The organism is Brucella pseudogrignonensis (genome assembly GCF_031454375.1).
GTDB classification, from domain to species: Bacteria; Pseudomonadota; Alphaproteobacteria; order Rhizobiales; family Rhizobiaceae; genus Brucella; species Brucella pseudogrignonensis_A.
Genome location: NZ_JAVDQT010000001.1, coordinates 501,037 through 527,520, shown reverse-complemented (window position 1 = coordinate 527,520; position 26,484 = coordinate 501,037). Strand labels below are relative to the sequence as shown.

Below are 26,484 nucleotides of genomic sequence, written 5' to 3'. Positions count from 1 at the left end.
CAGTCTTCAAGTCATAAGAATTTTATCTTCAGCAGGCGACCACATTCACGGCCAAGCCACCCTGACTGGTTTCCTTGTAACGCTCGCTCATATCGTGTCCCGTCTGACGCATGGTTTCGATACACGCATCAAGCGGCACAAAATGCTGCCCATCGCCCTTAACGGCAAGCGACGCAGCGGTGACGGCCTTAACCGCACCCAGCGCATTGCGCTCAATACATGGCACCTGCACAAGACCGGCAACAGGATCGCATGTCATGCCAAGATGATGCTCAAGTGCTATTTCGGCTGCATTTTCGATCTGCTCAGGTGTACCGCCCATGACAGCTGCGAGACCCGCAGCAGCCATAGCAGAAGCCGAACCGACCTCACCCTGACAGCCAACTTCGGCACCTGAAATTGAGGCATTGTGTTTGATCACGCCGCCAATAGCGGCAGAGGTGAGCAGAAAATCGCGAATACCCTTCGCATCTGCATCATCATGGAAGTGCAGATAATAGCGCAAAACGGCAGGCACGACGCCCGCCGCACCATTGGTCGGGGCAGTTACGACGCGTCCACCCGACGCATTTTCTTCATTGACCGCCATTGCATAGACTGACAGCCAATCATTGGCGAGCAGCGGGTTAATCTTGTTGTTACGCCAATCATCTTCAAGTCGCTCAAAAAGCTGACGAGCACGACGACGCACTTTCAGGCCACCCGGCATAATACCATCGCGGCTCAAACCACGGTCGATACAGCCACGCATAGCACCCCAGATGCGATCCAGACCTTCATCGAGATCAAGGCACGACATATGACATTCTTCGTTGGCGCGTTTCATATCGGCAATCGAGAGGCCGCTTTTTCGGGCCATTGTCAGCATTTCGGCAGCATTGTTGAACGGATAAGGCACATCAGCCTTTTCCTCGCGCTTGCCACCGCTTGTCTGCACGCGGCTTAGTTCTTCAGCAGTGACGACGAAACCGCCGCCAATCGAGAAATAAACACGACGCAGCAACAGCCGATCACTTTTATCGTAAGCTTCAAACGCCATACCATTGGCGTGGCCCGGCAATGGCGTCTTGCGATCCAGAACCAGATCGGTTTTTGGATCAAATTGATAGGCAGGATGACCCGCGGGCTGCACGGTTCTTGCGCGAGAAACCTTTTCGACTTCAGAATCCATGATATCAGGATCAATCGAATCAGGTGTGAAGCCGCAAAGGCCGAGAATCACAGCGCGATCTGTGGCGTGCCCTACACCGGTATAGGCCAGCGAGCCATGAAGGCTTGCCTTCAGTCGATAAACTTTAGCATTGGCAGGCTTTGGCCAATCGCCACCAATAAGTTCCTTGAGGAACATATGCGCGGCAGTCATCGGGCCCATCGTGTGTGAACTCGAAGGACCAATGCCAATTTTATAAAGATCGAATACCGACAGAAACATTCTACACCTATCCAACCCAAATCGGGCTGTGCAACTCCATATGCCAACCACGCAAAGCAGGCAGCAAAATGATATTACACCATTATAGATAGTTTAAGTGCGGAACAACGCAAACAGATTGCCGAAATGCGGCATCAAGTTTCCGCTTTACGCATCCCTTTCGGCATCAGACCGAGAAGAGATAAGCCATAAGAATGATTGTAGCGAGGCCAACGACTGCCCAGAGCGTAACGCCCCAGCAGGATTTTTGAACGGTTTCGTCCATGGAGATTTTTTACAACCTTGTTGTGCAACTCTTATAAGCAGCGTCCTTCACAACGCTGTTACCTGAGATATAGCCCTGACACATATGAAACGCAACTGTGAAAAATGGCAGAAATACGGCACTTAAATCCACCCCGTCGCAGCACGTTTCAAAAATCCATTTAGTATCAAAACGTTAAAAAGGCATATGTTTAACAAAAGCTTTAAAGTCACGGCAGAATTGGGGCATCAGGGTTGTGGAAGGAGCATATCTGTCTTGCCCGTCAACCAGTAAGCTGTAAGCCCAACCCATTCCCGCATGGCGACGCTAAAGCGTGACAAGCCCTCATTAGGCGCTTCAAAATAAAGTGAGAAACTCTGTTTGGCTGGCGTTTTGTAATCAACCGGCCACGCTACAACATCGAAACCGGCTTTGCGGAAACAGCCAATCGAACGCGGCATATGATAAGCTGAGGTGACAAGCAGCCACGTCTCACCCGGTTTCGGTTGAGCCAGTTCTTTCGAAAACTCCGCATTTTCAACCGTGTTGCGCGACTTACTTTCAAAAATGAAGCGATCACCGGAAAAGCCGAGATCAGCGAGCATCATGCGTGTGCTCTCAGCTTCCGGTACAGCTTCTTCAAAAAACGCACCATCACCGCCGGATACAATCACTTTCGCGTCGGGATAAAGCTTAGCAAGCCGCATTGTCTCAAAGATACGATCAGCGGCGCTGTTTAACTCAAAGCCCGGCCTTCCCGCATTAATATCGCCATTCATATAGCCGCCCAGCACCACAATACCGTGGACGTGGGACGGCAGTTCCGCCTGTTTCGGAAAGCGATCTTCCAGCGGCACCAGAAGCAAGCTTCCAAGTGTTGTATAAGCACTGAAAAATAGAACAATCGCACCGCTTATCATCGCGGTAAGACCAAGCTTTCGGAAACCAGTCCATACCAATATCAGTGCGAGTAGCAGAAATACAAAGATGATCGTCAGCGGCTGAAAAAACAGCCAGAAAAGTTTTGAAACACTGAAAAACAAACTGATCTCCAAGAAGGGCTGTCGATTTCACACAGACCGAACGAATCCGGCTCTGTGACATACTATAGCCATGCAATGGCATGTGATAAGAATCTTCGCGACTCTTACTGTCAAAGCCTAGGACGCATTATGCAGACCAACGCCGAAATTAATCTGACGCCACCAAGCCGCCCGCGCCTCGAACGCATCGACATAGCGCGCGGTTTGGCGTTGGTCGCCATGGCGATTTATCATTTCGGCTGGGATCTCGAGTTTTTTGGCTACATGGCAGCGGGCACCACCAGCCACGGCGGCTGGAAGCTTTTTGCGCGCTGCATAGCATCGAGCTTCCTGTTTCTCGTCGGTTTCAGTCTTGTTCTGGCGCATGGTCGTGCTATTCGCTGGAATGCAGTCGGAAAACGCTTTCTACAGATAGCAGCTGCCGCTGCTGCCATTTCCGCCGTCACCTATTACATGTCGCCGGATAACTTCATCTTCTTTGGCATTCTGCATCAGATCGCACTGGCGAGCTTGCTCGGTCTTCTATTCCTGCGCACCCCGCCAGTGATAACGCTGATCGTTGCAGCATTCGTCATCACCGCGCCGTTCTATGCACAGGCCGATTTTTTCAATCAGATGTGGCTTGCATGGGTTGGGCTTTCTACAATCCCGCCACGTTCCAATGATTATGTGCCGCTTTTTCCGTGGTTTGGTGCGGTACTCATTGGCATTGCAACGGCCCGCATCTTTGAGCGGTTCAACTGGCTACCAATACTCTCAGGCGGCGTTCAACCGCGTCTGCTGCAAAAGCCGTTGACCTTCATTGGTCGCCACAGTCTCGCGTTCTATCTGATTCACCAACCTGTGCTAATCGCGCTTGTTTATTGCTTTGCGCAAATCTCGCCACCCGACCAGCGCCCTGCTTTCACACAATCCTGCGTCGCATCATGCCTGCCAAGCGGCAGCGAGACGCTGTGCAAGGCATTCTGCCGTTGCGTGGTCAGTGAGCTCGATAAAGCCAAACTGTTCGATGATGTCTTTAGCGGTAAGGCTGATCAGAACAACAACAGTACGGTTCAGCAAATCGCGCAGATGTGCTCACCCGTACCGGATAATCAGTAAAATCAGGTAGAAACGCCAAGCTCTGCAAGGCGTTCGATACAAGCTTCTTCCACCTGATCAAGCTCGGTGAGCGTTTCGTCAATATCCCGGCGCTTCTGACGAAGATCGGCGCGCTTTTCTTCGACGCGCTTCATCAAGAGCTTGAGCTGTCCGGTTTCACCCGGCGGCTCACGATACATCTGCACGATCTCATGGATTTCTGCGATTGAGAAACCAAGGCGCTTGCCACGCATGATTTGCTTGAGGAGATGCCTATCGGAAGGCCTGAACAAGCGTGTACGACCACGCCTTACAGGCGCAATCAAACCCTCATCCTCGTAGAAACGCAAAGTCCGGGTAGAAATCCCGAATTCCCGTGTCAGCTCTGTGATCGTATAATATTCGCGCACAACTATATCCCTGCCTTGCAGTATGCAGGCGATTGTTGTGCAGCCGGACTTACGTAAAAGTCAATATTAAACCGTCACAATTAGTCATAATGATTATAAGTTGCAGGTACATTTGGTGATGCACTTGCCATTATCGTGCCGCTCATGCGTTATAAAATGATAACAGTATCAATAATTGACAGCGATTCATGCGGCGTTCCATTAAATTTACGATCATCGGACTGGTCATTATTGCACTTGGCGGTGCTACACCTTTTGCGATTGAGCCCATTGTTAAAAAGATCGGCGAAGGTTCGATCCTCCAATTGGCGAAAGATGGCAATTTCTGCACAACGGATGATTGCGAAGAAGGCATAACTTATGCGATTGGCTTCCTCGAAACCAATTACGGCCTCTCTCCAGACAATGTGAAATGGTGCATGGGTGTCGATGTTATCGCAAATTATGAATTGCCATTTGGCAATGCACTCAAAAAGTCGATAACCGACCAGATGTATTCTCGTTGTGGCGATCCGGCTCAGGATGAACCTGTCGGCAACTATACGGCAGAATAAAAGGCCATACCGAATGAAACGACTTTTTCGCCTTGCCGCATGGCTGGCATTAGCTTTCATCCTCATCGTGACCATCAGCCCAATTCAGTTTCGCCCCATAACGGGAGAACCCGCCGATCTTGAGCGCTTTGCAGCCTTCTTCCTCGTGGGTTTTCTATTCGCACTTGCTTATCCCCGCCACTGGATCGCTGTGCTGCTGCTTACAATCGGATGCGCCGGCATGTTTGAATTGATGCAACGGCTGGCACCCGGACGGCATGGCGAATTTGCCGATTTTGTCTTCAAAGCAGTTGGCGCGATGGCTGGCGTGTGTATTGGTCGCGGCCTCAGCTTGCTTCCGATCTTTTCAGAAAAATCGAAATAAAAACTTTTCCTCCAACGGAACCAAAAGGTTGAATGATCGTTTTATGTTCATCAATTCCAATGGAGGTTTGAAATGGCCGATAACAAGACAGCTAATGACGTTCAGCAGGCTTTGGAACAGCAGGTTGCTGATTTGCGCGGTGAGTTGAAGCGCCTGTCTAAGTCTTTGGCTTCCCGCTCAAACGATCTGCGCGATAGTGCGGAAGATGCATTTGATGATGCATCGGGTCGTTTCCGTCATGCGGCACAGGTCGTTCGCGAGCGCGGACAGGCCGTCGCAGAGACCGTAAAAGAGAATCCTGGCACAGCCACCACTCTGTTTGGCACAGCCGGTCTTATCGGCATTGCGATTGGCGTAGCAATTGGCTGCGTATTGTCCGACCGCCGCTAAACACTTTTAGCGTTACGAAAAGCCCGCGCCCTCCCAGCGCGGGTTTTTCTATTGCCTTTACCTAATTGTCCAAGACTGCTACTCGGAGCCATTGGCAATCTGCCACCGGTCGCAGCCTACCCGGTCAAAACAAGGACAAGCGCTTAATCGTTAAGCGTTAAGACTGCACCGTGGCTTTAAGTAAAGGCACGCAAATGTCTGAAAAGACGATATATTCTGATCTTAAACAACTCGGTTCAAACACTGCCGCCCCCCAATCTCCTGAAGAGGCAGTTCTTGAGAGGGTGGAAAACCCACAAGTAGGAACGCCTTACTGCGTTCGCTTCACCGCACCGGAATTCACTTCTCTCTGCCCGATGACCGGACAGCCGGATTTCGCTCATCTGATGATCGATTATGTGCCGGGCAAATGGCTTGTTGAAAGCAAGTCGCTCAAGCTGTTCCTGTTTTCGTTCCGCAATCATGGCGCATTCCATGAAGATTGCACAGTCAAAATCGCTAAGCGGCTTGTTGCACTGCTTGAGCCGGAATGGCTACGTATTGGCGGCTATTGGTATCCGCGCGGCGGCATTCCGATTGATGTGTTTTACCAGACAGGTGAAACGCCCAAAAATGTCTGGATCCCTGAACAGTCTGTACCCAATTATCGCGGTCGCGGCTGATGACAAAAACCTGTATCTATTGCCGCACAAATCACATTGCCTATATCCAAACCACACACCCAACAGGAAACCCAGATGAATAACGTTATCCTACTTATATCGCTGGCCATTCTTTCGGGTTGCGGAGCAGGCAAAGCGGCGATGGATGCAGGCAAAGGCTTCGACCGATTTGGCTGCATGTCCCGCAACTTAAAAGGCGAAACGCCCTGCTCTTCGCCAGACAATCAGAACCAGACCCCATAAACAAAGCGAGCCGCTATGACCATTCAACCAAAAGACGTCCTTGATTTCTGGTTTTCAGCAAAAATGCGCGAAAACTGGTTCACCAAGAGCGATGAAATTGATGCGGAAATTCGCGACAAGTTTCTGGCAGCCTATGAAGATGCGCGTGCCGACAAATTTGAAGATTGGAAGCAGCAGCCAGAAACCGCACTCGCACTGACGATTCTGTTTGACCAGTTTCCGCGCAACATGTTCCGCGGCTCGCCACGTTCATTTGAAAGCGACGGTCTTGCCCGTGATGTGGCAACGCGAGCGCTGGACCACGATTTTGATCGCAATCTGTCTGCTGATGAGCGCCAGTTTTTCTACCTGCCTTTCATGCACAGCGAAAATCTGAGCGATCAGAAGCGCTGCCTTGATCTTTATGAAAAGCTCGGCAACGAGTTTTCATTAGGCTTTGCCAGACAGCACCACGATATTGTTGAGCGTTTTGGCCGCTTCCCACACCGCAACAAGGTTCTGGGTCACGAAACAACAGCGGAAGAAGCCGAATTCCTCAAAGAACATTCCGGCTTCTGACCTTTAAAGCAGCCTGTAAGGCAGGATTCCACGGCGGTCGTGATCGACCGCCAACCTGCTTTTCAGCGGCGGCACGGCACGCTGGACACATTCCGCCCGCTCACAAATTCGGCAGGAAACACCAATTGGGTCGAATGCTGAGCGTGTGGCAATATCAAGCCCATCCGCATAAACAAAATCCTGCGCATGCGTGACTTCACATCCCAGAGCAATGGCATAGCGGCGCTGCGGCGCGTGAAAGCCGCCCTCGCTCTTGGTCAGTTCCATTGCAACGCAGAGATAGCGCGCACCATCGGGCGTTTCGGCAAGTTGTCGGATAATCCGTCCCGGCGTCTCAAACGCCTGATGCACATTCCACAACGGACAGGCAGCACCATAACGCGCAAATTGCAGCTTAGCGGCACTGTGCCGCTTGGTGATATTCCCAGCACGATCAATACGCGCAAAAAACACCGGCACACCGCGCTGACCAGAGCGCTGTAATGTACTCAGACGATGCGCGACCTGCTCCAGACTTGCCCCAAAGCGCGATGCCAGCAATTCCAGATCATGCCGCAACTCTTTGGCAGCCGACAGAAACGTCTGATAGGGCAAGACCAGCGCACCAGCGAAATAGTTGCGCAGGCCGATTTTGCAAATCTCTACGGCCTCCGCTGAGCGAAAATCGGCACGCTTTGCAATTGCTGTGACGAGCTCCTCCATTTCCAGTTCGGCAATCTGAAACGCAATCTGGAAATTGCGCGTCGAGGCTGGCGAATATGGATTGAGATAGAGCACCCGTGCAACGGGATCGAATCGCCGCAAAATGGCTTCATCGGGATCTGCGCGTGCCACGCGGACACGATAACGCTCTTCCATATATTGCGGCAGTGCTACGCCGATGTCGCGGAATGGAATTCTCAACTCGTCTGCAAGTTTTTCAGCCGCAATATCAAGCTCGTGCACGTAGTTATCAATGAAATGAAAAAAGTCGCGTACTTCTTCATAAGGCGCTGGTTCTGCAACGGACGGCGCACGCCCAAGCTGGTGATCGAGGCTTGCAAGCTGCTCGCTGTTGCGTCGATAAGCCTGATGACAAGCAATCAGCGCATGAGCCAGTCCCGGGGCGTTCTGCGTGATCAGCTTTAATTCCTGCAAATTCGGCTTGTAATTATCGAACACCGGATCGGCCAACGCTTCCGATACAGCCGATAACAACCGATCATCATCGCCCAGCGAAATGGCACCAATATCAATCTGATAATTTTCAGCCAGTGCCAGCAGCACAGCGGCAGATACAGGCCGCTGATTGTTTTCAATCTGATTGAGATAACTCGTTGAAATACCTAAGCGTTCAGCAAAACCAGACTGGGTGGCCTTGTGCTGCTCGCGTATGTCGCGAATCTTCCTGCCAACATAGAGTTTTTTGGGTGCCATAACAGGGTGCCATATTTGCAAATTTGCATTTCGCTATTTGCAAATTTATAAATTACACAATCGCACCTTTTCAAGCTTTCAGAATGCGGCATACTGGCTCTAAGCATTGAGACAATAATTCCGTAATTTCTTAGCTTTCCAAGGTCATAGCGAATGCAGGAACTTCTCGAACAGCTTGAAGCCCGTCGTGCCGAAGCCCGTCTTGGCGGCGGACAGAAGCGCATAGATGCGCAACACGGCAAAGGCAAGCTCACCGCCCGCGAAAGATTAGACGTGCTTCTCGACGAGGGATCGTTCGAAGAGTTCGATATGTATGTCACCCATCGATGCACCGACTTCGGCATGGAAAAGCAGAAGATCGCAGGCGATGGCGTGGTGACGGGCTGGGGCACCATCAATGGTCGGCAGGTCTATGTGTTTAGTCAGGACTTTACCGTTCTTGGCGGCTCGCTTTCTGAAACCCACGCGCAAAAAATCTGCAAGATCATGGATATGGCAATGCAGAATGGCGCGCCAGTCATTGGGCTCAATGATTCTGGCGGCGCACGCATTCAGGAAGGCGTAGCGTCCCTTGCAGGCTATGCCGATGTTTTCAAACGCAATGCCGATGCATCGGGCGTCATTCCGCAAATTTCCGTCATTATGGGCCCATGCGCGGGCGGCGCGGTCTATTCGCCAGCCATGACCGATTTCATCTTTATGGTTCGCGACAGTTCCTACATGTTCGTAACCGGCCCTGACGTGGTGAAAACCGTTACCAATGAAATTGTTACAGCGGAAGAACTCGGTGGCGCGTCGACTCATACCAAGAAATCATCTGTCGCCGATGGCGCATATGAAAACGATATCGAAACGCTTGAACAAGTTCGCATGCTGTTCGACTTTCTACCGCTGAACAATCGTGAGAAAGCGCCGACCCGCCCGTTCCATGACGACCCGGCTCGCCTTGAAATGCGGCTTGATACGCTTATCCCGGACAGTGCCAACAAGCCTTACGACATGAAGGAGCTGATTCTCGCTCTGGCGGATGAAGGCGACTTCTTTGAAATTCAGGAAGCTTTTGCCAAAAACATCATCACCGGATTCATCCGCATGGAAGGCCAGACAATTGGCGTGGTCGCCAATCAGCCGATGGTGCTCGCCGGTTGCCTCGATATAGACTCGTCGCGTAAGGCAGCGCGCTTTGTTCGCTTCTGCGACGCGTTCAGTATTCCGATCCTAACATTGGTTGATGTACCGGGCTTTCTGCCAGGGACAGCACAGGAATATGGTGGTGTGATCAAACACGGTGCCAAGCTTCTCTTTGCCTATAGTCAGGCAACAGTCCCGATGGTGACGCTGATCACTCGCAAAGCCTATGGCGGCGCTTATGACGTGATGGCATCAAAGCACATTGGTGCCGACATAAACTATGCATGGCCGACGGCTGAAATCGCTGTCATGGGCGCCAAGGGAGCGACCGAAATCCTCTACCGCTCAGAACTAGGCGACGCGGAAAAAATCGCCGCTCGCACCAAAGAATATGAAGAGCGCTTCGCCAATCCATTCGTTGCTGCCGAGCGTGGCTTCATCGACGAAGTGATCATGCCGCATTCTTCCCGCCGCCGTATCGCCCGTGCGTTCTCTGCGCTTCGAAACAAGAGCCAGAACACGCCATGGAAGAAACACGACACCATTCCGCTGTAAGATTGCTACGGGTACGATTCAAATGATCAAGAAAATCCTCATTGCCAATCGCGGCGAAATCGCATGCCGGGTTATCAAAACCGCCAAGAAAATGGGCATTGCAACCGTCGCCGTCTATTCCGATGCAGACCGCAATGCGCTGCATGTTAAAATGGCTGACGAAGCAGTGCATATCGGACCAGCGCCCTCGAACCAGTCTTATATCGTCATTGATAAAATTCTTGCAGCAATCAAAGAGACTGGCGCAGATGCGGTGCATCCGGGCTATGGCTTTCTATCAGAGAACCCACGCTTTGCCGAAGCGCTGAAAGCCGCAAATGTAACGTTCATTGGTCCGCCAGTGAATGCCATTGAAGCCATGGGCGACAAGATCACCTCTAAGAAGCTGGCAGCCGAAGCTGGTGTCTCGACCGTTCCCGGCCACATGGGGCTAATCGAGAATGCAGACGAGGCAGTCCGCATTTCGACATCTATCGGCTATCCGGTGATGATCAAGGCTTCCGCTGGCGGCGGCGGCAAGGGAATGCGGATCGCATGGAATGACGACGAAGCGCGCGAAGGCTTCCAGCTTTCCCGCAATGAGGCGAAATCCTCCTTTGGCGATGACCGCATCTTCATCGAAAAGTTCGTCACTCAGCCGCGCCATATCGAAATTCAGGTTCTGGGCGATCAGCACGGCAATGTCATTTATCTGGGCGAGCGCGAATGTTCCATTCAGCGCCGCAACCAGAAAGTGATTGAAGAAGCGCCCTCGCCGTTTCTGGATGAAGCAACGCGCAGAGCCATGGGCGAACAGGCGGTCGCGCTTTCCAAAGCAGTTGGCTATTTCTCCGCAGGCACAGTCGAATTCATCGTCGACGGTGATCGCAATTTCTATTTCCTAGAAATGAACACGCGGTTGCAGGTCGAGCATCCGGTAACGGAACTCATCACCGGCATTGATCTGGTTGAGGAAATGATCCGCGTTGCTTCTGGTGAAAAGCTGCGCCTTAGTCAGGCCGATGTGAAACTCAACGGCTGGGCGATCGAAAGCCGCCTTTATGCCGAAGACCCTTATCGCAACTTCCTGCCTTCTATTGGCAGGCTGACGCGCTATCGTCCGCCCGTCGAGGGATGCAACCCAAACGGCACCGTCATCCGCAATGACACCGGCGTTTTTGAGGGCGGCGAGATTTCAATGTATTATGATCCCATGATTGCAAAATTGTGCACATGGGGACAGGATCGGACCAGCGCAATTGTTGCTATGAGCGGAGCTCTCGATGCATTTGAAGTCGAAGGCATCGGTCACAACCTACCATTTCTGTCCGCCGTTATGGAGCATCCGCGTTTTCGGGCAGGCGCATTGACCACTGCTTTCATCGCAGAAGAATATCCCGATGGTTTTGCAGGTGTGGCGGTATCGGAAGATGATGCGCATGTGCTCGCCACCGTCGCTGCGCAGATCAACCTGGGTGTCGAACGGCGCAACAGCCAGATTTCCGGCAGGCTTTCGCCGCAGGATCAGTCGGTTGCAACCGACTGGGTAGTAACACTTGGCGGCCATAGCCTGACCATTCACATATCTGAAGGCGAAGGCGGCACAGTCATCAACTTTGACAATGGCCAGAGCCTCCCTGTTGCCAGCGACTGGCATCCCGGCAATCAGCTTGGCGCCTTTACGGTTGACGGCAAGTCAATCGCCGTCAAGGTTCTGCGCTCAAGGACAGGCTGGCGACTGCGCTGGCGCGGGATTGATACAATCGCCCATGTCCGCAAACCGCGTGTTGCAGAACTGGCAAAGCTCATGCCGGTCAAGCTGCCGCCGGACACATCAAAAATGCTGCTCTGCCCGATGCCCGGCGTGATTACCTCTGTTCTCGTCAAAGACGGTGATACGGTCGAGGCCGGTCAGCCGCTGGCAACCGTAGAAGCCATGAAGATGGAAAATGTGCTCCGCGCCGAGCGTCGTTCGACCGTTAAGCGCATCGCTGCGGAAGAAGGCGCAAGCCTCGCGGTTGATGAGCTTATCATGGAATTTGAGTGAGGACGGATATGAGCGAGCGCCCCACAAAAAGCGATTGGTCGAAGCTGGCCGAAAAGGAACTGAAGCGCCCTGCCGATAGCCTTGTATGGCACACACCCGAAGGCATTGACGTGAAGCCGCTTTACACGGCTGACGATTTAGCTCCCATTAAGCATCTCGACACCCTGCCCGGCTTTGAACCGTTCCTTCGCGGGCCACGTGCAACCATGTATGCCGGGCGCCCATGGACCATCCGGCAATATGCAGGCTTTTCGACCGCCGAAGAATCGAACAATTTCTACCGCAAAGCGCTTGCAGCCGGTCAGCAAGGCGTATCGGTTGCTTTTGATCTTGCGACGCATCGCGGCTATGACAGCGATCATCCGCGCGTCGAAGGCGATGTGGGCAAGGCAGGCGTGGCGATTGATTCTGTCGAGGACATGAAAATCCTCTTTGATGGCATTCCGCTTGAAAAGATTTCCGTCTCCATGACGATGAATGGAGCTGTGATCCCGATCCTCGCCAATTTCATCGTTGCAGGCGAAGAACAAGGCGTTTCGCGCGATCTGCTGTCCGGCACTATTCAGAATGATATTCTCAAAGAGTTCATGGTCCGCAACACCTATATCTATCCGCCGGAACCCTCCATGCGGATTATTGCGGATATCATCGCCTATACCGCAACTGAAATGCCGAAATTCAACTCGATTTCCATCTCCGGCTATCACATGCAGGAGGCAGGTGCGACGCTGGTTCAGGAACTGGCTTTCACGCTGGCCGATGGGCGCGAATATGTCCGCGCTGCACTCAACAAAGGCCTCAATGTCGATGAATTTGCAGGGCGTCTGTCATTTTTTTTCGCCATTGGCATGAACTTCTTCATGGAAATCGCCAAGCTGCGCGCAGCCCGCCTGCTCTGGTCACGCATTATGAAGGAATTCGAGCCGAAGAAGCCCGGCTCGCTGATGCTGCGCACTCATTGCCAGACATCAGGCGTGTCGTTGCAGGAACAAGACCCTTACAATAACATCGTACGAACGGCCTTTGAGGCTATGTCGGCAGCGCTTGGCGGCACGCAATCGCTGCACACCAATTCTTTCGATGAGGCCATTGCTTTGCCGACAGAATTTTCTGCCCGCATTGCCCGCAACACACAGCTTATTCTGCAAAACGAAACCGGCGTTACCAAGGTCGTCGATCCGCTCGCAGGCTCCTATTACATTGAGAGCCTGACCAATGAGCTGGCCGAAAAAGCATGGGCGCTGATTGAAGAGGTCGAAGGTCTTGGCGGCATGACCAAAGCCGTTGAAAGCGGACTGCCTAAGCGTCTGATCGAAGAAGCAGCCACCCGTAGGCAGGCTGCGGTCGATAAGGGCGAAGAGGTCATCGTCGGCGTCAACAAGTTCCGTCTGGAGCAGGAAGACAATATCGACATTCTCGAAATCGATAACACCGCCGTCCGCAATTCGCAGATTGCCCGCCTCAATCGCATCAAAGAAACCCGCAACAAGGCTAACGTCGAAGCAGCCCTTTCAGAACTGGAAAAGGTCGCAAAGACTGGCGAAGGCAATATCTTGGCGGCAGCGGTGGAGGCCTCGCGTGCACGCGCCACCGTCGGCGAAATTTCCGATGCGATGCGCAGCGCTTTCGGCGATCATGCGGCAGTGCCAAAAGTCGTCAAAGACGTCTACGGCACAGCCTATGAAAATGAGCCGGAATATTTGACCCTTGTGGAGCGCCTCGAAGAATTCTCCAAAAACACGGGCGACAAGCCGCGTCTCATGGTTGCCAAGCTCGGTCAGGATGGACACGACCGCGGTGCCAAAATAATTGCATCTGCCTTTGGTGACATCGGCTTTGAAGTCTTGGCCGGGCCTTTGTTTCAGACACCCGATGAAGCGGCTGATATGGCGATCAAGGCAAAGGTTCATGTGCTGGGCGTGTCATCGCTCGCAGCCGGGCATAAAACTCTTCTGCCGCAGCTTGTCGAAACTCTGCGCAAAAAAGGCGCTGAGAATATCATTGTCGTTTGCGGCGGGGTGGTTCCACGTCAGGACCACCAGTATCTGTTTGATCACGGTGTCTCGGCAGTCTTCGGCCCTGGAACAAATGTGCTTGATTGCGCACGAGCAGTACTTGATCTCATGGAAGGAAAACGTCGTAATCTCTGAATAAGATCAGATGGATACGGTGCAAATGAGACTCTTTTTATCAACAACTTGAGAAGCCGGACGAACTGTCCGGCTTTATTGTTTCGAGACCAGTCAGTTCTTTGGCCCTGCAAACCCGGCAATGGTGGACGATGTTACCGAAACAGGATCACTGGCCGGAAAACTATCTTCCAACCCCTCATCCAGCTGTCGTTCAAGCTCAGTACGATCACCGGCGCGGCGAGCACTTGGTAGCGTAATCTGGGTTGCTGGCTCAATGCCGCATTCAAGACATGCCACGCCGAGCGCCTCACCGAGCTTGATGGCTGCCTTGCGTATCACCGCATCGCGTCGAAGCTCAGCTCCGGTTTCATTCTCGACCTTGACCGAAATACGCTCCTCACCCTCGGTCACAAACTCAACCAGATAGGTTGCAAATCCACCAAGCGAACTCACACGAGTTTCAACAATATCCATGATTTCACCTCCGCATTTATCTGCAATGAAAACGGAGCGTCGCGTGGATTGTTCCCTCAAAAACTGCGGCACTCACCTTTCCCTGCAACTTCTGATGCCTATATCAAAAATGCACCTGCATTTATTACAACCAGAAAGGACATCTCATGGCCATCACACGAAAGGAAGAAGCCCGCGCGTTGAATGCAGAAGAACGCGAACTGGTAGAAAAATCCCACCACCCACTTCTTCAGGAAGTTCCCGACTCTGAACTCTCGCAGCTTGCAAAGCTTTTGCGCGACCGCCGCAGCAAAGCCCGCGATCAGGCCCATCAACGCCGCCGCGAAATGCGCGGAAAAGCTGCAGCACGCGGTGCATCGGCATCAAAGGCTGACGAAGGCTCACATCTGAAAGTTTCTGTTCTTGCCATGGCTATGCGCCGCATCAACGCAGAAGTTGATCGCCGCCGCAGCATGTCGACAAGCAACGACCTTATCGCGAATGCGAAGAAGGCTCTGGCAACCAAGAAAGCCAGCGAAAAGAACGAAACGACGTTTAACACGCGGCACGCGCGTCATGGCATGCGCAATATTCCCAATGAAAAAGCAGACAGCCTCATCCGGCCAATGGAGCGTGGACGTTTGAAAAAAGCCGCCAGCGTAGCTCAAGCTAAACGCGATGCCCGACAGGAAGCCGCGAGCTAATTATCCAGTGCCATCACCCGGAGATGAATTTCATTTTCGGGTGATTTTTATTTAAAAACAATTATTTAAAATGCTGTATTATTCAATAGGTTTATAAATTTCATTCTCAGAAATGTAATCCAAAGCCCTGCATCAAGCGACGAATGGCATAATCCGGCTTATTCGATGTGAACACCGCCAGATCATCGTGATGATGCAGCGCCTCATCAATCTCGCGTGGTTGCAAAAGTGAAACGGTGCGTCGTGCAATCGCCTCGGCGGGGTCGAGCCAATCGACCGGCCACGGTGCCAGCCGTCGGAAAACATTGGCCAGAAACGGATAATGCGTGCAGGCCAGTACGACAATATCCGTGCGTTCACCGTCCTTTTCAACAAAGCATGGCGTGATCTGCTCAACGACCAGCGCTTCATCGATCTTCTCACCGCGAATATGGGCTTCTGCGACACCTGCAAGCCGATCGGCTCCGACAAGCCGCACATGGCATTGTGAGCCAAAAGACTGGATGAGATCACGTGTATAGGCACGCTTGACCGTACCGGGCGTTGCAAGCACGGAGACAAGCCCCGACGAAGTGCGTTCGGCAGCAGGCTTGATCGCCGGAACCGTTCCCACAAAAGGCACTGACGGATAAGCACGGCGCAGATCATCCAGCACCAGCGTTGAGGCTGTGTTGCACGCGATCACCGCAATTTCGGGATCATGCTCAGCGATAAACTTGCCAAAAAGTTCGACAATACGCGCGCGCAGCGCTTCTTCTTCCCAGTCCCCATAGGGAAAGCCGGCATCATCGGCGATATAAATAAATCGCCGATCCGGCATCATAACCCGCAACTCGCGCAAAACCGTCAGACCGCCGATACCGCTGTCGAAAACCAGAACTGGCCTTTCAATCGCGATAGAAGACGCGCCGAAATTCTCTGCTGCGGGTGCTGGTTTCATTCAGCCTTGTCCTCTGTTGCGGGCTTACGTGCACGGCTTTCTGGTGCACCTGAACCACGCGGCTTCTTGGGTGTAAACACATCAAGCGATGTGATCACGCCGCGTAGAAGCTTGAGTTCTGCCGATGCAAAACCTGCGCGCGTCAGAACCGAGCGCAGATTATTGACCATGATTTCTTTTTTGGCCTCAGGGCGGAAATAACCCCGAATATCAAGCGCCTCTTCCAGATGATTGAAAAGACTCTGCAATTCCTGCTTAGGCGCTGCTTCCATTTCTGGTCCACGGAAAACCGTATCCGTCTCGCTCTCAAGGCCCGACTTCATCCACTCATAAGACATGAGCAATACGGCCTGCGCGATATTAAGCGATGCAAAGGCCGGATTAACCGGGAATGTCACCAGTTCATCCGCAAGACCAACTTCTTCATTGCTAAGACCAAAACGCTCGCGCCCGAACATGATGCCAGTCTTCTCACCAGCCCTGAAGCGGTGGCGCAATTCGCCATTGGCTTCGACCGGGCTGCGCACCTGCTTAAAGCCGTCACGCTCGCGTGCCGTGGTGGCATAAACGAAATTGAGATCTGCAAGCGCTGATGGGAGATCATCGTAAACCACCGCATTATCAATGATATGATCCGCCTTGCTTGCAGCAGCGCGCGCTTTCTCGCTTGGAAACTCTTCACGCGGCTGCACAAGACGCAATTCGGCAAGGCCAAAATTTGCCATGGCGCGCGCCACCATGCCGATATTCTCCGGCAATTGCGGATTAACCAGAATGATCGCCGGACCTTCGGTGATCAAAGGGCGCTGTTTGTCTGTACCTGCCATGATAATTTCCGTCACTACTGTATCAACACGGCGCTTCCCTGACATGTTTGACAGAGAATCGCAAAGATTCCCCTTACAAACATTGTCAAAAATCGCGTGTAGTAGCGGAATAACACCAGTCTTCGGCCCTTCCATGGCAGACTGCGCCAACCGACATCGAGTTAACAGGGAGGAAAATCATGTCCGGCAAAAAGATTCTCATGATCTGCGGTGATTTCTGCGAAGATTACGAAACTATGGTTCCGTTTCAGACGCTTCTCGCCGTTGGACACAAAGTCCATGCGGTTTGCCCCGGTAAAAAAGCGGGCGACGCTATCGCGACCGCTATTCACGACTTCGAAGGACATCAGACTTACACCGAGAAACCCGGTCATAATTTCACACTCAATGCGACATTCGCCGATGTGAAGGCCGAAAGCTACGACGCGCTCGTTATTCCGGGCGGACGTGGACCAGAATATCTGCGCCTTGATGAAAAAGTTATTGCCATCGTTGAGCATTTCTTTGAAGCCAACAAACCGGTTGCAGCTGTCTGCCATGGCGCACAACTACTCGCCGCCGCGCGTGTGCTTGAAGGCCGTACCTGCTCCGCTTATCCGGCCTGCCGTCCAGAGGTCGAACTTGCAGGCGGAACCTACGCCGATATTCCAGTCGATCAGGCCGTGACTGACGGAAACCTTGTGACGGCTCCTGCATGGCCTGCCCATCCTGCATGGCTTTCGCAGTTCCTCGCCGTTCTCGGCACAAAAATCACGCATAGCTGAGTAAACGCTTAAACTGCGGCTTTCATCATGCATGGCATTTCGCTAAAAATGCCAAATCAGAGCCTTTCTGGCAAATCTGCCGGAAAGGCTTTCTTGAAATGAGATGGAAGACCACATGAAACCCGCCAAAGCCATTGCTTTCTCGTTTGCCGTAAGCATCAGCGCAATTCTCTTCGGTCCAGCAAATCTCGCCAATGCGCAGGAAGCTGCTGGCGCGGAAGTGGCAGTCATTTCCGAACAATATCCGGCGCCGTCGCCAGACACCTTCGGCCAGACGCAGTTCGTTTTGTCGGGCAATCCAGTTGTTCCTCCGCGTGACTACAGCAAAGGAACTATGCTTCCGTCCAAAGACGACTACCAGTCCAATGAAAGCGGGCGCATCTATGATGTTGTCTTTGCCGGTATTGAAGCAGGCAAGATGCAATTTGAAATCAGAGGCTATTCAATTGATAGCTTGGATTTTCCAGCGAGTGGCCAGACCATAGAGTTCCCCTCTGATCAACGGCAGGTAACAATCCGCGACCTCACCTTGAATATTGATGAAGTGGCAGCCGGAAGCATCACTTATACGGTTCAACCAATCAAGTAAGTTGCGGCCAACAGCAATCTGCGCGACACTGACCTTGGGGAAAAACGGGAGGAAGTCATGTGCAGATTGTTCATAGGCGCAGAGCAGCAACTCTGGCAAAGCGTAACACGTTCACTGCGTATTGATGGCGTCGTGACAAGTGTGCGGCTGGAGAACTTTTTCTGGTCGGCGCTCGAGGATATTGCCGGACGCGATGACATGAGCGTCAGCCGTCTGCTCGGCAAACTCTATGAGGAATCACGCGCAGAAGGTCACGACCTCGATAATTTCGCATCATTTCTGCGCGTATGCTGCGGTCGGTATCTTGCGCTTCAGGTCAATGGATTGATCCCGTCCGACAGGAAAACTGCAATCTCCACACTTGATGCAGAAGAAATCTTGCGGCGCGAAAAAGAAACTTATCGTGATCCGCACTCCACGTGGCAAAAACCTGCACATCATGCGGCCTGAAAAATCGCCTATAGGCCAAAGAATAAGCCTCTGACACTTTGCCTCAGCGCTTACCGATGCTATACGGGCGCGACGCATTCAATGAGAGGCATTATCAATGGCAAAAATCAAGGTTGCAAACCCGGTCGTTGAACTTGACGGCGACGAGATGACCCGCATCATCTGGCAGTTCATCAAGGACAAGCTGATCCATCCTTACCTCGACATCGATCTGAAATATTACGATCTTTCGGTCGAGCACCGCGATGCGACCAACGATCAGGTCACCATTGACGCAGCAAACGCCATCAAGGAACACGGCGTTGGCGTAAAGTGCGCAACCATCACGCCGGACGAAGCCCGCGTTGAAGAATTCAAGCTCAAGAAGATGTGGAAGTCGCCAAACGGCACCATCCGCAACATCCTCGGTGGCGTTATTTTCCGCGAACCAATCATTTGCAAAAACGTCCCTCGCCTGGTTCCAGGCTGGACACAGCCAATCATCGTCGGCCGTCACGCTTTCGGTGACCAGTACCGTGCGACCGATTTTAAATTCCCGGGCAAAGGCACACTTTCGATCAAGTTCGTAGGTGAAGACGGCGAAACCATCGAGCACGAAGTCTATCAGGCTCCAGCTGCTGGCGTAGCAATGGCCATGTACAACCTCGACGAATCGATCCGTGAATTTGCGCGCGCTTCGCTGAACTACGGCTTGCAGCGCAACTATCCGGTCTATCTCTCGACCAAGAACACCATTCTCAAGGCTTATGACGGTCGCTTCAAGGACATCTTTGAAGAAGTCTATCAGACCGAATTTGCTGAAAAGTTCAAAGAAGCGAAGATCTGGTACGAACATCGCCTGATCGACGACATGGTTGCATCGGCTCTCAAGTGGTCGGGCGGTTATGTCTGGGCTTGTAAGAACTACGACGGCGACGTGCAGTCCGACATCGTGGCACAGGGCTTCGGCTCACTCGGCCTGATGACCTCGGTTCTGATGACGCCAGATGGCAAGACCGTTGAAGCAGAAGCTGCACACGGCACGGTGACCCGTCACTATCGCCAGCATCAGAAGGGCGAGGAAACCTCGACCAATTCAATCGCTTCGATCTTCGCATGGACCCGTGGCCTCGCACATCGTGCAAAGCTTGACGATAATGCAGAACTGAAGCGCTTTGCTGACACGCTGGAAAAGGTCTGCGTAGACACTGTCGAAAGCGGCTACATGACCAAGGATCTGGCGCTGCTTATCGGTCCAGATCAGCCATGGCTCTCGACTACGGGCTTCCTCGACAAGATCGATGAAAACCTTCAGAAGGCAATGGCTGCTTAAGCAGGCCTGAATGAACAAAAAAGCGGCGGGAATTTCCCGCCGCTTTTTTATTTGCGCGCCACAATTTATCCCTCGCAAGCACAATTAGTCCTCGATAGTCTGTTGTTACAGAAACAGGGAAGATTGATATGTCGACAATTCGGGCATTAACGCCGAAAGACCGCGCTACATGGGAACCCTTATGGAAAGCCTATCAGGTCTTTTACGAAGTCGATATTCCTGCTGAGACCACCGACATTACATGGCAACGCTTCCACGATGCATCAGAACCCATGCACGCTTTGGGCGCCTTCGATGACGACGGAAACCTCGTTGGTATTGTGCATGTGATTTTTCATCGCTCGTGCTGGCTGCCAAAATGGACCTGCTATCTGCAAGACCTCTATGTTGAAAACAGTCAGCGCGGAAAAGGTACAGGCGCTGCGCTGATCGAAGCTGCTGCTGATCTCGCTCGCGCGGAAGGTGCAGGTCGCCTCTATTGGCTCACCCATGAAAGCAACGCCACCGCACGTCGTCTATACGACAACATCGCACAGGCATCCGGCTTCATCCAATATCGAAAAGCGCTTTAACGGAGAGAGGCCGTCACATCAAAGCTGAAAAGCCTTTGCAAAAGCCTGCGCGCCACTGGGCGAGAAGGCGATAACCCGGCCCTCTTCCCGTCGCGCCCAACTTTTATCGATGAAGTTCTTCAGGAGTGCGGCACCAAGTGCACCACCTAAGTGGTTACGTCTCTCGCTCCAGTCTAGACAATGACGGCAAAGCGGTCGTTTGCCCTTTTGCAGCGCATCGACATCAATGCCGAGGCACGAGAAGAATGTCTTCCCCTCATCGGTCAGCGCAGGCTCGCTGGCATCATCGATCAGACCAAGCCTGTATGAAGCGTCCAGCATTTCCACGCCACGCTCACCTGCCAAGTGATCATAACAAATACGCGCCTTACGCAGTGCATGATCTTTCGGACCTGTGCGAACACGCACGGCGCCGGTGCGCTGTGCAAGCCCCATCAGCCCTTCTAGCACCTGCGCCACATCCGTACCTGATAGCCTGAAATACCGATGCCTGCCCTGCTTTTCAGCGACGAGCAAATTGGCAGCATCAAGTTTTGAGAGATGTCCGCTCGCAGTCTGGATCGTAACACCAGCCGCAGCGGCGAGTTCGCTTACCGTCAAAGCGCGCCCATCCATCAGCGCCGTCAACATATTTGCGCGCGCTGGATCGCCTAATAGGGCAGCAACAGAAGCTATGATTGGTCCGTCTTTCATACTTCGATGCTAACCGAAGCATGAACAACATTCAATAAGCTAAAAGGATCTCCAGAAACTTCAAAAATTAGGAGATAAAATGATTACCTGCTTCATCCGCTATCAAATCGACCCGTTCAAAGCCGATGCCTTCGCTGAATATGCTCGAAATTGGGGACAAGCAAGCCCACGTTGCGGCGCAAACCTCATTGGCTATTTCGGTCCGTATGAAGGCTCGACCACGACGGCTTATGGTGTCTACTCCGTCGAAAATCTCGCCGCCTACGAACAGTTTCGCGCGCGTCTAGCTGCCGACCCAATCGGCCGGGCTAACTATGAATTCGCAAAACGCGAACAGTTTATCCGCTCCGAAGAACGCATCTTTCTCAAGCTGCAATCAGCTCCACATGCGGAGTTTATCAAGCCATGATCGCTGTCATATTTGAAGTCTGGCCGGCAGATGATGAAAGGCGCGACCAATATCTCGATATTGCTTTAAGCCTGCGCGCTGATCTGGCACAAATTGATGGCTTCATATCCATAGAACGTTTTCAAAGTCTGGTTGAGCCAGAAAAGCTACTGTCTCTCTCCTTCTGGCGTGACGAAGAGGCCGTGAAACAGTGGCGCAATCTTCCAACTCATCGAATAGCACAGACGAAAGGACGCGGTGGTGTTTTTGAAAACTACCGACTGCGTGTTGCGAATGTCGCTCGCGATTACGGGCTCGATCAACGTGAAGAAGCACCTGACGATAGCCGCAAGATGCATGCAGCATAAAAAAGGCCGGGAAGATCCCGGCCTTTTTTTTCTTATATGTAATTTATCAGACGATAAGCGCTTTAACCGCTGCGACTGCATCATTTGCCTTGGTGCCATCGGGACCACCGGCCTGTGCCATATCCGGACGACCGCCGCCACCTGCACCACCAAGAGCGCTCGACGCCGCACGCACCAGATCAACCGCACTAAACCGGCCAATCAGATCTTCGGTCACAGCAGCAACAGCACTTGCCTTGCCGTCTTCACCAACACCAACGAAGAGAACAACACCAGAGCCAACCTGCTTCTTGCCTTCGTCGGCAAGTGGCTTGAGATCACGCGGCGAAACGCCAGTTACAACCTTGCCAAGGAAGTTGACACCGTTGACTGTTTCAACAGCGCTCCCACCATCCGACGAGCCACCACTTAGCGCAAGCTGTCTGCGTGCTTCGGTAAGTTCGCGTTCCAATTTCTTGCGCTCGTCAACAAGTGCATTCACGCGCTCCAGAGCTTCCGATGGCGAAGTTTTCAACACACCGGCGATTGCCTTGACGCGCTCGTCCTGTTCTTCAAGGTAAAGGCGAGCCGCCTCACCCGTCAGCGCTTCCATACGACGAACACCGGCAGCAACGCCGCTGTCGGACAGAATGCGGACAAGACCAATATCTCCGGTCTGACGAACATGTGTACCGCCGCAAAGCTCAACCGAGTAAGCCTTGCCAGCCTTTTCGCCGTGCTTTGCTGTGCCCATCGAAACAACACGCACTTCATCGCCGTATTTTTCGCCGAACAGCGCCATAGCACCTTCAGCAATTGCATCATCCACCGCCATCAAACGCGTGGTGACTTGCGCATTCTGCAGGATGATTTCATTGGCGAGATTTTCAACAGCCGTCAGCTCCTCAGCCGAAATCGGCTTTGGATGCGAGAAGTCGAAACGCAAACGATCAGGTGCAACAAGCGAACCCTTCTGTGCAACATGCGAACCGAGTGTTTCACGCAGCGCTTCATGCAGCAGATGCGTTGCCGAGTGGTTGGAGCGAATGCGTGTACGGCGCTCACCGTCAACCTTCAGCTCAACCGCATCGCCGACCTTAGCCGATCCCTTGGTGACTTCGCCAATATGGACAAAAAGGCCTTCGCCTTTTTTGAGCGTTTCGCGAACAGTAATGACAAAGCCTTCGCCGGAGATCGTGCCCGTATCGCCCTGCTGGCCACCGGATTCGCCATAGAATGGCGTCTGGTTGACAACGACGGATACAGTTTCGCCTTCCGCAGCCGATGATACTTCTGCACCATCGCGCACGAGAGCAGAAATAACGCCTTCAGCACTTTCGGTTTCATAACCGAGGAACTCGGTCGCGCCAACCTTATCCTTTATGCCGAACCAGATGGTTTCAGTTGCAGCTTCGCCCGAACCCGTCCAGTTGGCACGTGCTTCGGCCTTCTGGCGCTGCATTGCTGTGTTGAAACCGTCAGTGTCAACGGTGACACCGCGCTGTCGCAGAGCGTCCTGCGTCAGATCAAGCGGGAAACCATAGGTGTCATAAAGCTTGAACGCGGTTTCGCCATCAAGACGGTCACCTTCAACCAGATTTTCCGAAGCATCAGAGAGCAAGCCAAGGCCGCGTTCCAATGTCTTGCGGAAACGGGTTTCTTCCAGCTGAAGCGTTTCTGAAATCAGCGCTTCTGCGCGGATGAGTTCCGGATAAGCCTGACCCATCTCACGGATCAGCGCTGGCAGCAGACGCCACATCAATGGCTGGCTGGCACCGAGCAACTGTGCATGACGCATAGCGCGGCGCATGATGCGGCGCAGCACATAACCGCGGCCTTCATTCGACGGCAAAACGCCATCAGCAATCAGGAAGCTTGATGCACGCAGATGATCGGCAATCACGCGATGGCTGGCGCGGAAATCGCCTTCAGCCTTAACGCCTGTCGCTTCTTCCGAAGCGCGGATCAGTGCCTTGAAGAGATCGATATCGTAATTGTCATGCACGCCCTGAAGCACAGCTGCAACACGCTCAAGGCCCATGCCCGTATCAATCGACGGACGTGGCAAATCAATGCGCTGATCAGGTGTAACCTGCTCAAACTGCATGAAGACGAGATTCCAGATTTCGATGAAACGATCGCCGTCTTCATCTACGGATCCTGGAGGTCCACCCCAGATGTGATCGCCATGATCGTAGAAAATTTCCGAGCAAGGACCGCAAGGACCCGTATCACCCATTGCCCAGAAATTATCATTCGTCGCAATGCGGATGATACGATCACCAGAAAGACCGGCAATCTTCTTCCAGAAGTTCGCAGCGTCATCATCGGTATGATAAACTGTGACCAGCAGCTTGTCCTTGTTAAGGCCAAACTCCTTAGTGATCAGATTCCATGCATGCGTGATCGCCTCTTCCTTGAAGTAATCGCCGAAGGAAAAGTTACCCAGCATTTCAAAGAATGTGTGGTGACGCGCTGTATAGCCTACATTGTCCAGATCGTTATGCTTACCGCCGGCACGCACGCATTTCTGTGACGTGGTTGCGCGGCTGTAAGGACGCTGTTCAAGACCAGTGAAAACATTCTTGAACTGCACCATGCCCGCATTGGTGAACATCAGCGTCGGGTCGTTACGAGGAACGAGTGGACTTGATGAAACGACTTCATGTCCGTTCTTACGGAAATAGTCGAGGAATGTGGACCTTATCTCGTTGACGCCAGCCATAATTCACCCTTGGACATTTTCTGCCCTGCATGAGATGCGCAATTGAAAACGCATCAATTATATAATCTCCACCCGCAGGAATGCGGCATTTAACGGCTTAATCTGCCGCCACGCTTCGACTGCCCGATAATGGAAAGTCCTTGAGGTGGAATTTCGGTTGTCCGCTTTTAACGGGGCACTGCTTTTCTGTCCAGATAAGCAGTGTGCGCTATAAAAGCAATTTCTGCCGCAAACGCAGAAAACGGCAACTATGCAACAGTATTGGGCTTAAAAAGCCAAAAGCCCCACACTTTCATGCAGGGCTTTCTTTATTTCATATCAACATGAAGCTTATGCTTCAGCTGCATCCGGACCGTCGTCAGCTTCCGGGCCACCATCTTCGATGAATTTCTCAGCGATGAGACCCGCATTCTGACGAAGTGTCGTTTCAATCTCTTTTGCGACTTCCGGATTGTCTTTCAGGTACTGCTTGGCGTTCTCACGGCCCTGCCCCAGACGCTGCGAATTATAAGAGAACCAAGCACCCGATTTTTCGACAATACCAGCCTTCACACCCAGATCGACCAATTCGCCTGTCTTGGAAACACCAGCACCATACATGATGTCAAACTCAACCTGCTTGAACGGAGGAGCAAGCTTGTTCTTGACCACCTTCACGCGGGTCTGGTTGCCGACGACTTCATCGCGCTCCTTGATCGAGCCAATACGGCGAATATCAAGACGAACCGACGCATAAAACTTGAGCGCATTACCGCCTGTTGTTGTTTCAGGCGATCCAAACATCACGCCGATCTTCATACGAATCTGGTTGATGAAGATGACCATGCAATTCGAACGCGAGATCGAAGCCGTGAGCTTGCGCAGCGCCTGACTCATCAGGCGAGCCTGAAGACCTGGCAGAGAATCACCCATTTCGCCTTCAATTTCAGCGCGTGGTGTAAGAGCCGCAACCGAGTCGACAACGAGAACGTCAATCGCACCGGAACGCACAAGCGTATCGGTGATTTCGAGCGCCTGCTCACCCGTATCTGGCTGCGAAATCAGAAGGTTTTCAAGATCAACGCCAAGCTTGCGTGCATAGACAGGATCAAGTGCATGTTCCGCGTCAACGAATGCGCAGATGCCACCTTTTTTCTGTGCTTCTGCAATCGTATGCAGTGCTAGTGTCGTCTTACCCGAGCTTTCAGGGCCATAAATTTCTACGATACGTCCCTTGGGCAGACCGCCGACGCCCAATGCAATATCCAAAGAAAGCGAGCCGGTTGGCACAGTCTCAATATCAACGACTTCGTTCTGACCGAGCCGCATGATAGAGCCCTTGCCGAACGCACGTTCAATTTGCGACAACGCCGCATCCAGAGCCTTAGTCTTATCCACTGAATTATCCTCAACGAGTCGCAATGATTTCTGAGACATCTTACACCATCCTCTTGCCTCGCTAGAAGCCCATAGGGCTTATCGCCAATATCTATTTGTATCT

At 52.5% G+C, this 26,484-nt stretch carries 28 protein-coding genes; 18 read left to right on the top strand and 10 right to left on the bottom strand.

Translation table 11 applies throughout. The annotated features are described in order from the left end of the window. Nucleotides 1-28: 28 nt before the first annotated feature. Together J2782_RS02575 and J2782_RS02570 are read right to left on the bottom strand one after the other, a co-directional pair. Complete coding sequence (locus tag J2782_RS02575) at nucleotides 29-1,432, bottom strand: L-serine ammonia-lyase (RefSeq protein ID WP_310009995.1); 1,404 nt, start codon at nucleotides 1,430-1,432, stop codon at nucleotides 29-31. 492 nt (nucleotides 1,433-1,924) lie between these two features. Then, the gene (locus J2782_RS02570; protein ID WP_310009994.1) at nucleotides 1,925-2,719 is read right to left on the bottom strand and encodes a YdcF family protein; all 795 of its coding nucleotides are present in this window, start codon (nucleotides 2,717-2,719) and stop codon (nucleotides 1,925-1,927) included. Nucleotides 2,720-2,848: 129 nt separating this feature from the next. Here J2782_RS02570 and J2782_RS02565 point away from each other — a divergent pair, with 129 nt between their 5' ends. Continuing rightward, nucleotides 2,849-3,820, top strand: coding sequence for an acetyltransferase domain-containing protein (locus J2782_RS02565; protein WP_310009993.1), 972 nt, complete (start codon nucleotides 2,849-2,851; stop codon nucleotides 3,818-3,820). 2 nt (nucleotides 3,821-3,822) lie between these two features. On the opposite strand, the gene J2782_RS02560 is transcribed toward J2782_RS02565, so the two are convergent. Further along, entirely contained in the window at nucleotides 3,823-4,209 is a 387-nt protein-coding gene (locus J2782_RS02560) for a MerR family transcriptional regulator (RefSeq protein WP_094507367.1), read from the bottom strand. A gap of 188 nt (nucleotides 4,210-4,397) precedes the next feature. Here J2782_RS02560 and J2782_RS02555 point away from each other — a divergent pair, with 188 nt between their 5' ends. From J2782_RS02555 to J2782_RS02530, 6 genes are all read left to right on the top strand, one after another. Beyond that, nucleotides 4,398-4,763 carry a hypothetical protein gene (locus J2782_RS02555; protein WP_310009991.1) on the top strand — a complete coding sequence of 122 codons (366 nt, stop codon included), beginning with the start codon at nucleotides 4,398-4,400 and terminating at the stop codon, nucleotides 4,761-4,763. Nucleotides 4,764-4,776: 13 nt separating this feature from the next. Next, nucleotides 4,777-5,127 (top strand): VanZ family protein, encoded by a 351-nt coding sequence (locus tag J2782_RS02550; protein WP_310009989.1) that lies wholly within the window; start codon nucleotides 4,777-4,779, stop codon nucleotides 5,125-5,127. Nucleotides 5,128-5,199: 72 nt separating this feature from the next. After that, the gene (locus tag J2782_RS02545; RefSeq protein WP_250040939.1) at nucleotides 5,200-5,517 is read left to right on the top strand and encodes an ElaB/YgaM/YqjD family protein; all 318 of its coding nucleotides are present in this window, start codon (nucleotides 5,200-5,202) and stop codon (nucleotides 5,515-5,517) included. Between the two features lie 194 nt (nucleotides 5,518-5,711). Continuing rightward, nucleotides 5,712-6,179 carry a preQ(1) synthase gene (gene queF / locus J2782_RS02540; protein ID WP_310009988.1) on the top strand — a complete coding sequence of 156 codons (468 nt, stop codon included), beginning with the start codon at nucleotides 5,712-5,714 and terminating at the stop codon, nucleotides 6,177-6,179. Between the two features lie 75 nt (nucleotides 6,180-6,254). After that, nucleotides 6,255-6,422: a hypothetical protein gene (locus tag J2782_RS02535; RefSeq protein WP_310009986.1), complete on the top strand. Its 168-nt coding sequence runs from the start codon at nucleotides 6,255-6,257 to the stop codon at nucleotides 6,420-6,422. Nucleotides 6,423-6,437: 15 nt separating this feature from the next. Further along, entirely contained in the window at nucleotides 6,438-6,980 is a 543-nt protein-coding gene (locus J2782_RS02530) for a DUF924 family protein (protein WP_310009985.1), read from the top strand. Between the two features lie 3 nt (nucleotides 6,981-6,983). On the opposite strand, the gene J2782_RS02525 is transcribed toward J2782_RS02530, so the two are convergent. Beyond that, nucleotides 6,984-8,396 carry a helix-turn-helix domain-containing protein gene (locus J2782_RS02525; RefSeq protein ID WP_250040947.1) on the bottom strand — a complete coding sequence of 471 codons (1,413 nt, stop codon included), beginning with the start codon at nucleotides 8,394-8,396 and terminating at the stop codon, nucleotides 6,984-6,986. Nucleotides 8,397-8,549: 153 nt separating this feature from the next. On the opposite strand from J2782_RS02525, the gene J2782_RS02520 reads away from it, so the two are divergent. Genes J2782_RS02520 through scpA form a run of 3 tightly spaced genes read left to right on the top strand, consistent with a single transcriptional unit; the run spans nucleotide 8,550 to nucleotide 14,258 of the window. Then, nucleotides 8,550-10,082 (top strand): acyl-CoA carboxylase subunit beta, encoded by a 1,533-nt coding sequence (locus J2782_RS02520; protein ID WP_310009984.1) that lies wholly within the window; start codon nucleotides 8,550-8,552, stop codon nucleotides 10,080-10,082. 22 nt (nucleotides 10,083-10,104) lie between these two features. Beyond that, entirely contained in the window at nucleotides 10,105-12,108 is a 2,004-nt protein-coding gene (locus tag J2782_RS02515) for an acetyl-CoA carboxylase biotin carboxylase subunit (RefSeq protein WP_310009983.1), read from the top strand. An 8-nt stretch (nucleotides 12,109-12,116) separates the two neighbouring features. Continuing rightward, nucleotides 12,117-14,258, top strand: a complete 2,142-nt coding sequence (gene scpA, locus J2782_RS02510) for a methylmalonyl-CoA mutase (RefSeq protein ID WP_310009981.1) — start codon at nucleotides 12,117-12,119, stop codon at nucleotides 14,256-14,258. A 93-nt stretch (nucleotides 14,259-14,351) separates the two neighbouring features. Here scpA and J2782_RS02505 read toward each other — a convergent pair whose 3' ends face one another. Next, on the bottom strand, nucleotides 14,352-14,714 hold the full coding sequence (locus J2782_RS02505) for a hypothetical protein (RefSeq protein ID WP_310009980.1): 363 nt from the start codon (nucleotides 14,712-14,714) through the stop codon (nucleotides 14,352-14,354). Nucleotides 14,715-14,860: 146 nt separating this feature from the next. Between J2782_RS02505 and J2782_RS02500 the strand changes: the two genes are divergently transcribed. Continuing rightward, entirely contained in the window at nucleotides 14,861-15,397 is a 537-nt protein-coding gene (locus tag J2782_RS02500; protein ID WP_310009979.1) for a hypothetical protein, read from the top strand. 106 nt (nucleotides 15,398-15,503) lie between these two features. Here the strand turns inward: J2782_RS02500 and murI are convergent, their stop codons facing one another. Together murI and J2782_RS02490 are read right to left on the bottom strand one after the other, a co-directional pair. Further along, nucleotides 15,504-16,337: a glutamate racemase gene (murI, locus tag J2782_RS02495; RefSeq protein WP_310009978.1), complete on the bottom strand. Its 834-nt coding sequence runs from the start codon at nucleotides 16,335-16,337 to the stop codon at nucleotides 15,504-15,506. After that, on the bottom strand, nucleotides 16,334-17,164 hold the full coding sequence (locus J2782_RS02490; protein ID WP_250040959.1) for an RNA methyltransferase: 831 nt from the start codon (nucleotides 17,162-17,164) through the stop codon (nucleotides 16,334-16,336). The genes murI and J2782_RS02490 overlap by 4 nt, the downstream gene beginning before the upstream one ends. Before the next feature lie 179 nt (nucleotides 17,165-17,343). Between J2782_RS02490 and J2782_RS02485 the strand changes: the two genes are divergently transcribed. From J2782_RS02485 to J2782_RS02465, 5 genes are all read left to right on the top strand, one after another. Further along, nucleotides 17,344-17,928: a DJ-1/PfpI family protein gene (locus J2782_RS02485; protein ID WP_310009977.1), complete on the top strand. Its 585-nt coding sequence runs from the start codon at nucleotides 17,344-17,346 to the stop codon at nucleotides 17,926-17,928. A gap of 115 nt (nucleotides 17,929-18,043) precedes the next feature. Beyond that, the gene (locus J2782_RS02480) at nucleotides 18,044-18,517 is read left to right on the top strand and encodes a hypothetical protein (RefSeq protein ID WP_310009976.1); all 474 of its coding nucleotides are present in this window, start codon (nucleotides 18,044-18,046) and stop codon (nucleotides 18,515-18,517) included. A gap of 57 nt (nucleotides 18,518-18,574) precedes the next feature. Further along, nucleotides 18,575-18,967 (top strand): ribbon-helix-helix domain-containing protein, encoded by a 393-nt coding sequence (locus J2782_RS02475; RefSeq protein ID WP_310009975.1) that lies wholly within the window; start codon nucleotides 18,575-18,577, stop codon nucleotides 18,965-18,967. A gap of 97 nt (nucleotides 18,968-19,064) precedes the next feature. Beyond that, entirely contained in the window at nucleotides 19,065-20,279 is a 1,215-nt protein-coding gene (locus J2782_RS02470) for an NADP-dependent isocitrate dehydrogenase (protein WP_310009974.1), read from the top strand. Between the two features lie 128 nt (nucleotides 20,280-20,407). Next, entirely contained in the window at nucleotides 20,408-20,851 is a 444-nt protein-coding gene (locus J2782_RS02465) for a GNAT family N-acetyltransferase (RefSeq protein WP_310009973.1), read from the top strand. 18 nt (nucleotides 20,852-20,869) lie between these two features. Here the strand turns inward: J2782_RS02465 and J2782_RS02460 are convergent, their stop codons facing one another. After that, nucleotides 20,870-21,544 (bottom strand): ArsR/SmtB family transcription factor, encoded by a 675-nt coding sequence (locus J2782_RS02460; protein WP_310009972.1) that lies wholly within the window; start codon nucleotides 21,542-21,544, stop codon nucleotides 20,870-20,872. A gap of 79 nt (nucleotides 21,545-21,623) precedes the next feature. Between J2782_RS02460 and J2782_RS02455 the strand changes: the two genes are divergently transcribed. Together J2782_RS02455 and J2782_RS02450 are read left to right on the top strand one after the other, a co-directional pair. Next, nucleotides 21,624-21,953 (top strand): NIPSNAP family protein, encoded by a 330-nt coding sequence (locus tag J2782_RS02455; RefSeq protein WP_310009971.1) that lies wholly within the window; start codon nucleotides 21,624-21,626, stop codon nucleotides 21,951-21,953. After that, complete coding sequence (locus J2782_RS02450; protein WP_310009970.1) at nucleotides 21,950-22,300, top strand: antibiotic biosynthesis monooxygenase family protein; 351 nt, start codon at nucleotides 21,950-21,952, stop codon at nucleotides 22,298-22,300. Before J2782_RS02455 ends, J2782_RS02450 begins: the two co-directional genes overlap by 4 nt. A 46-nt stretch (nucleotides 22,301-22,346) precedes the next feature. On the opposite strand, the gene alaS is transcribed toward J2782_RS02450, so the two are convergent. Further along, entirely contained in the window at nucleotides 22,347-25,004 is a 2,658-nt protein-coding gene (gene alaS, locus J2782_RS02445; RefSeq protein ID WP_310009968.1) for an alanine--tRNA ligase, read from the bottom strand. Between the two features lie 330 nt (nucleotides 25,005-25,334). Further along, a complete protein-coding gene (gene recA / locus J2782_RS02440; protein WP_250040969.1) occupies nucleotides 25,335-26,420 on the bottom strand; it encodes a recombinase RecA in 1,086 nt (361 codons plus the stop codon). Nucleotides 26,421-26,484: the final 64 nt, after the last annotated feature.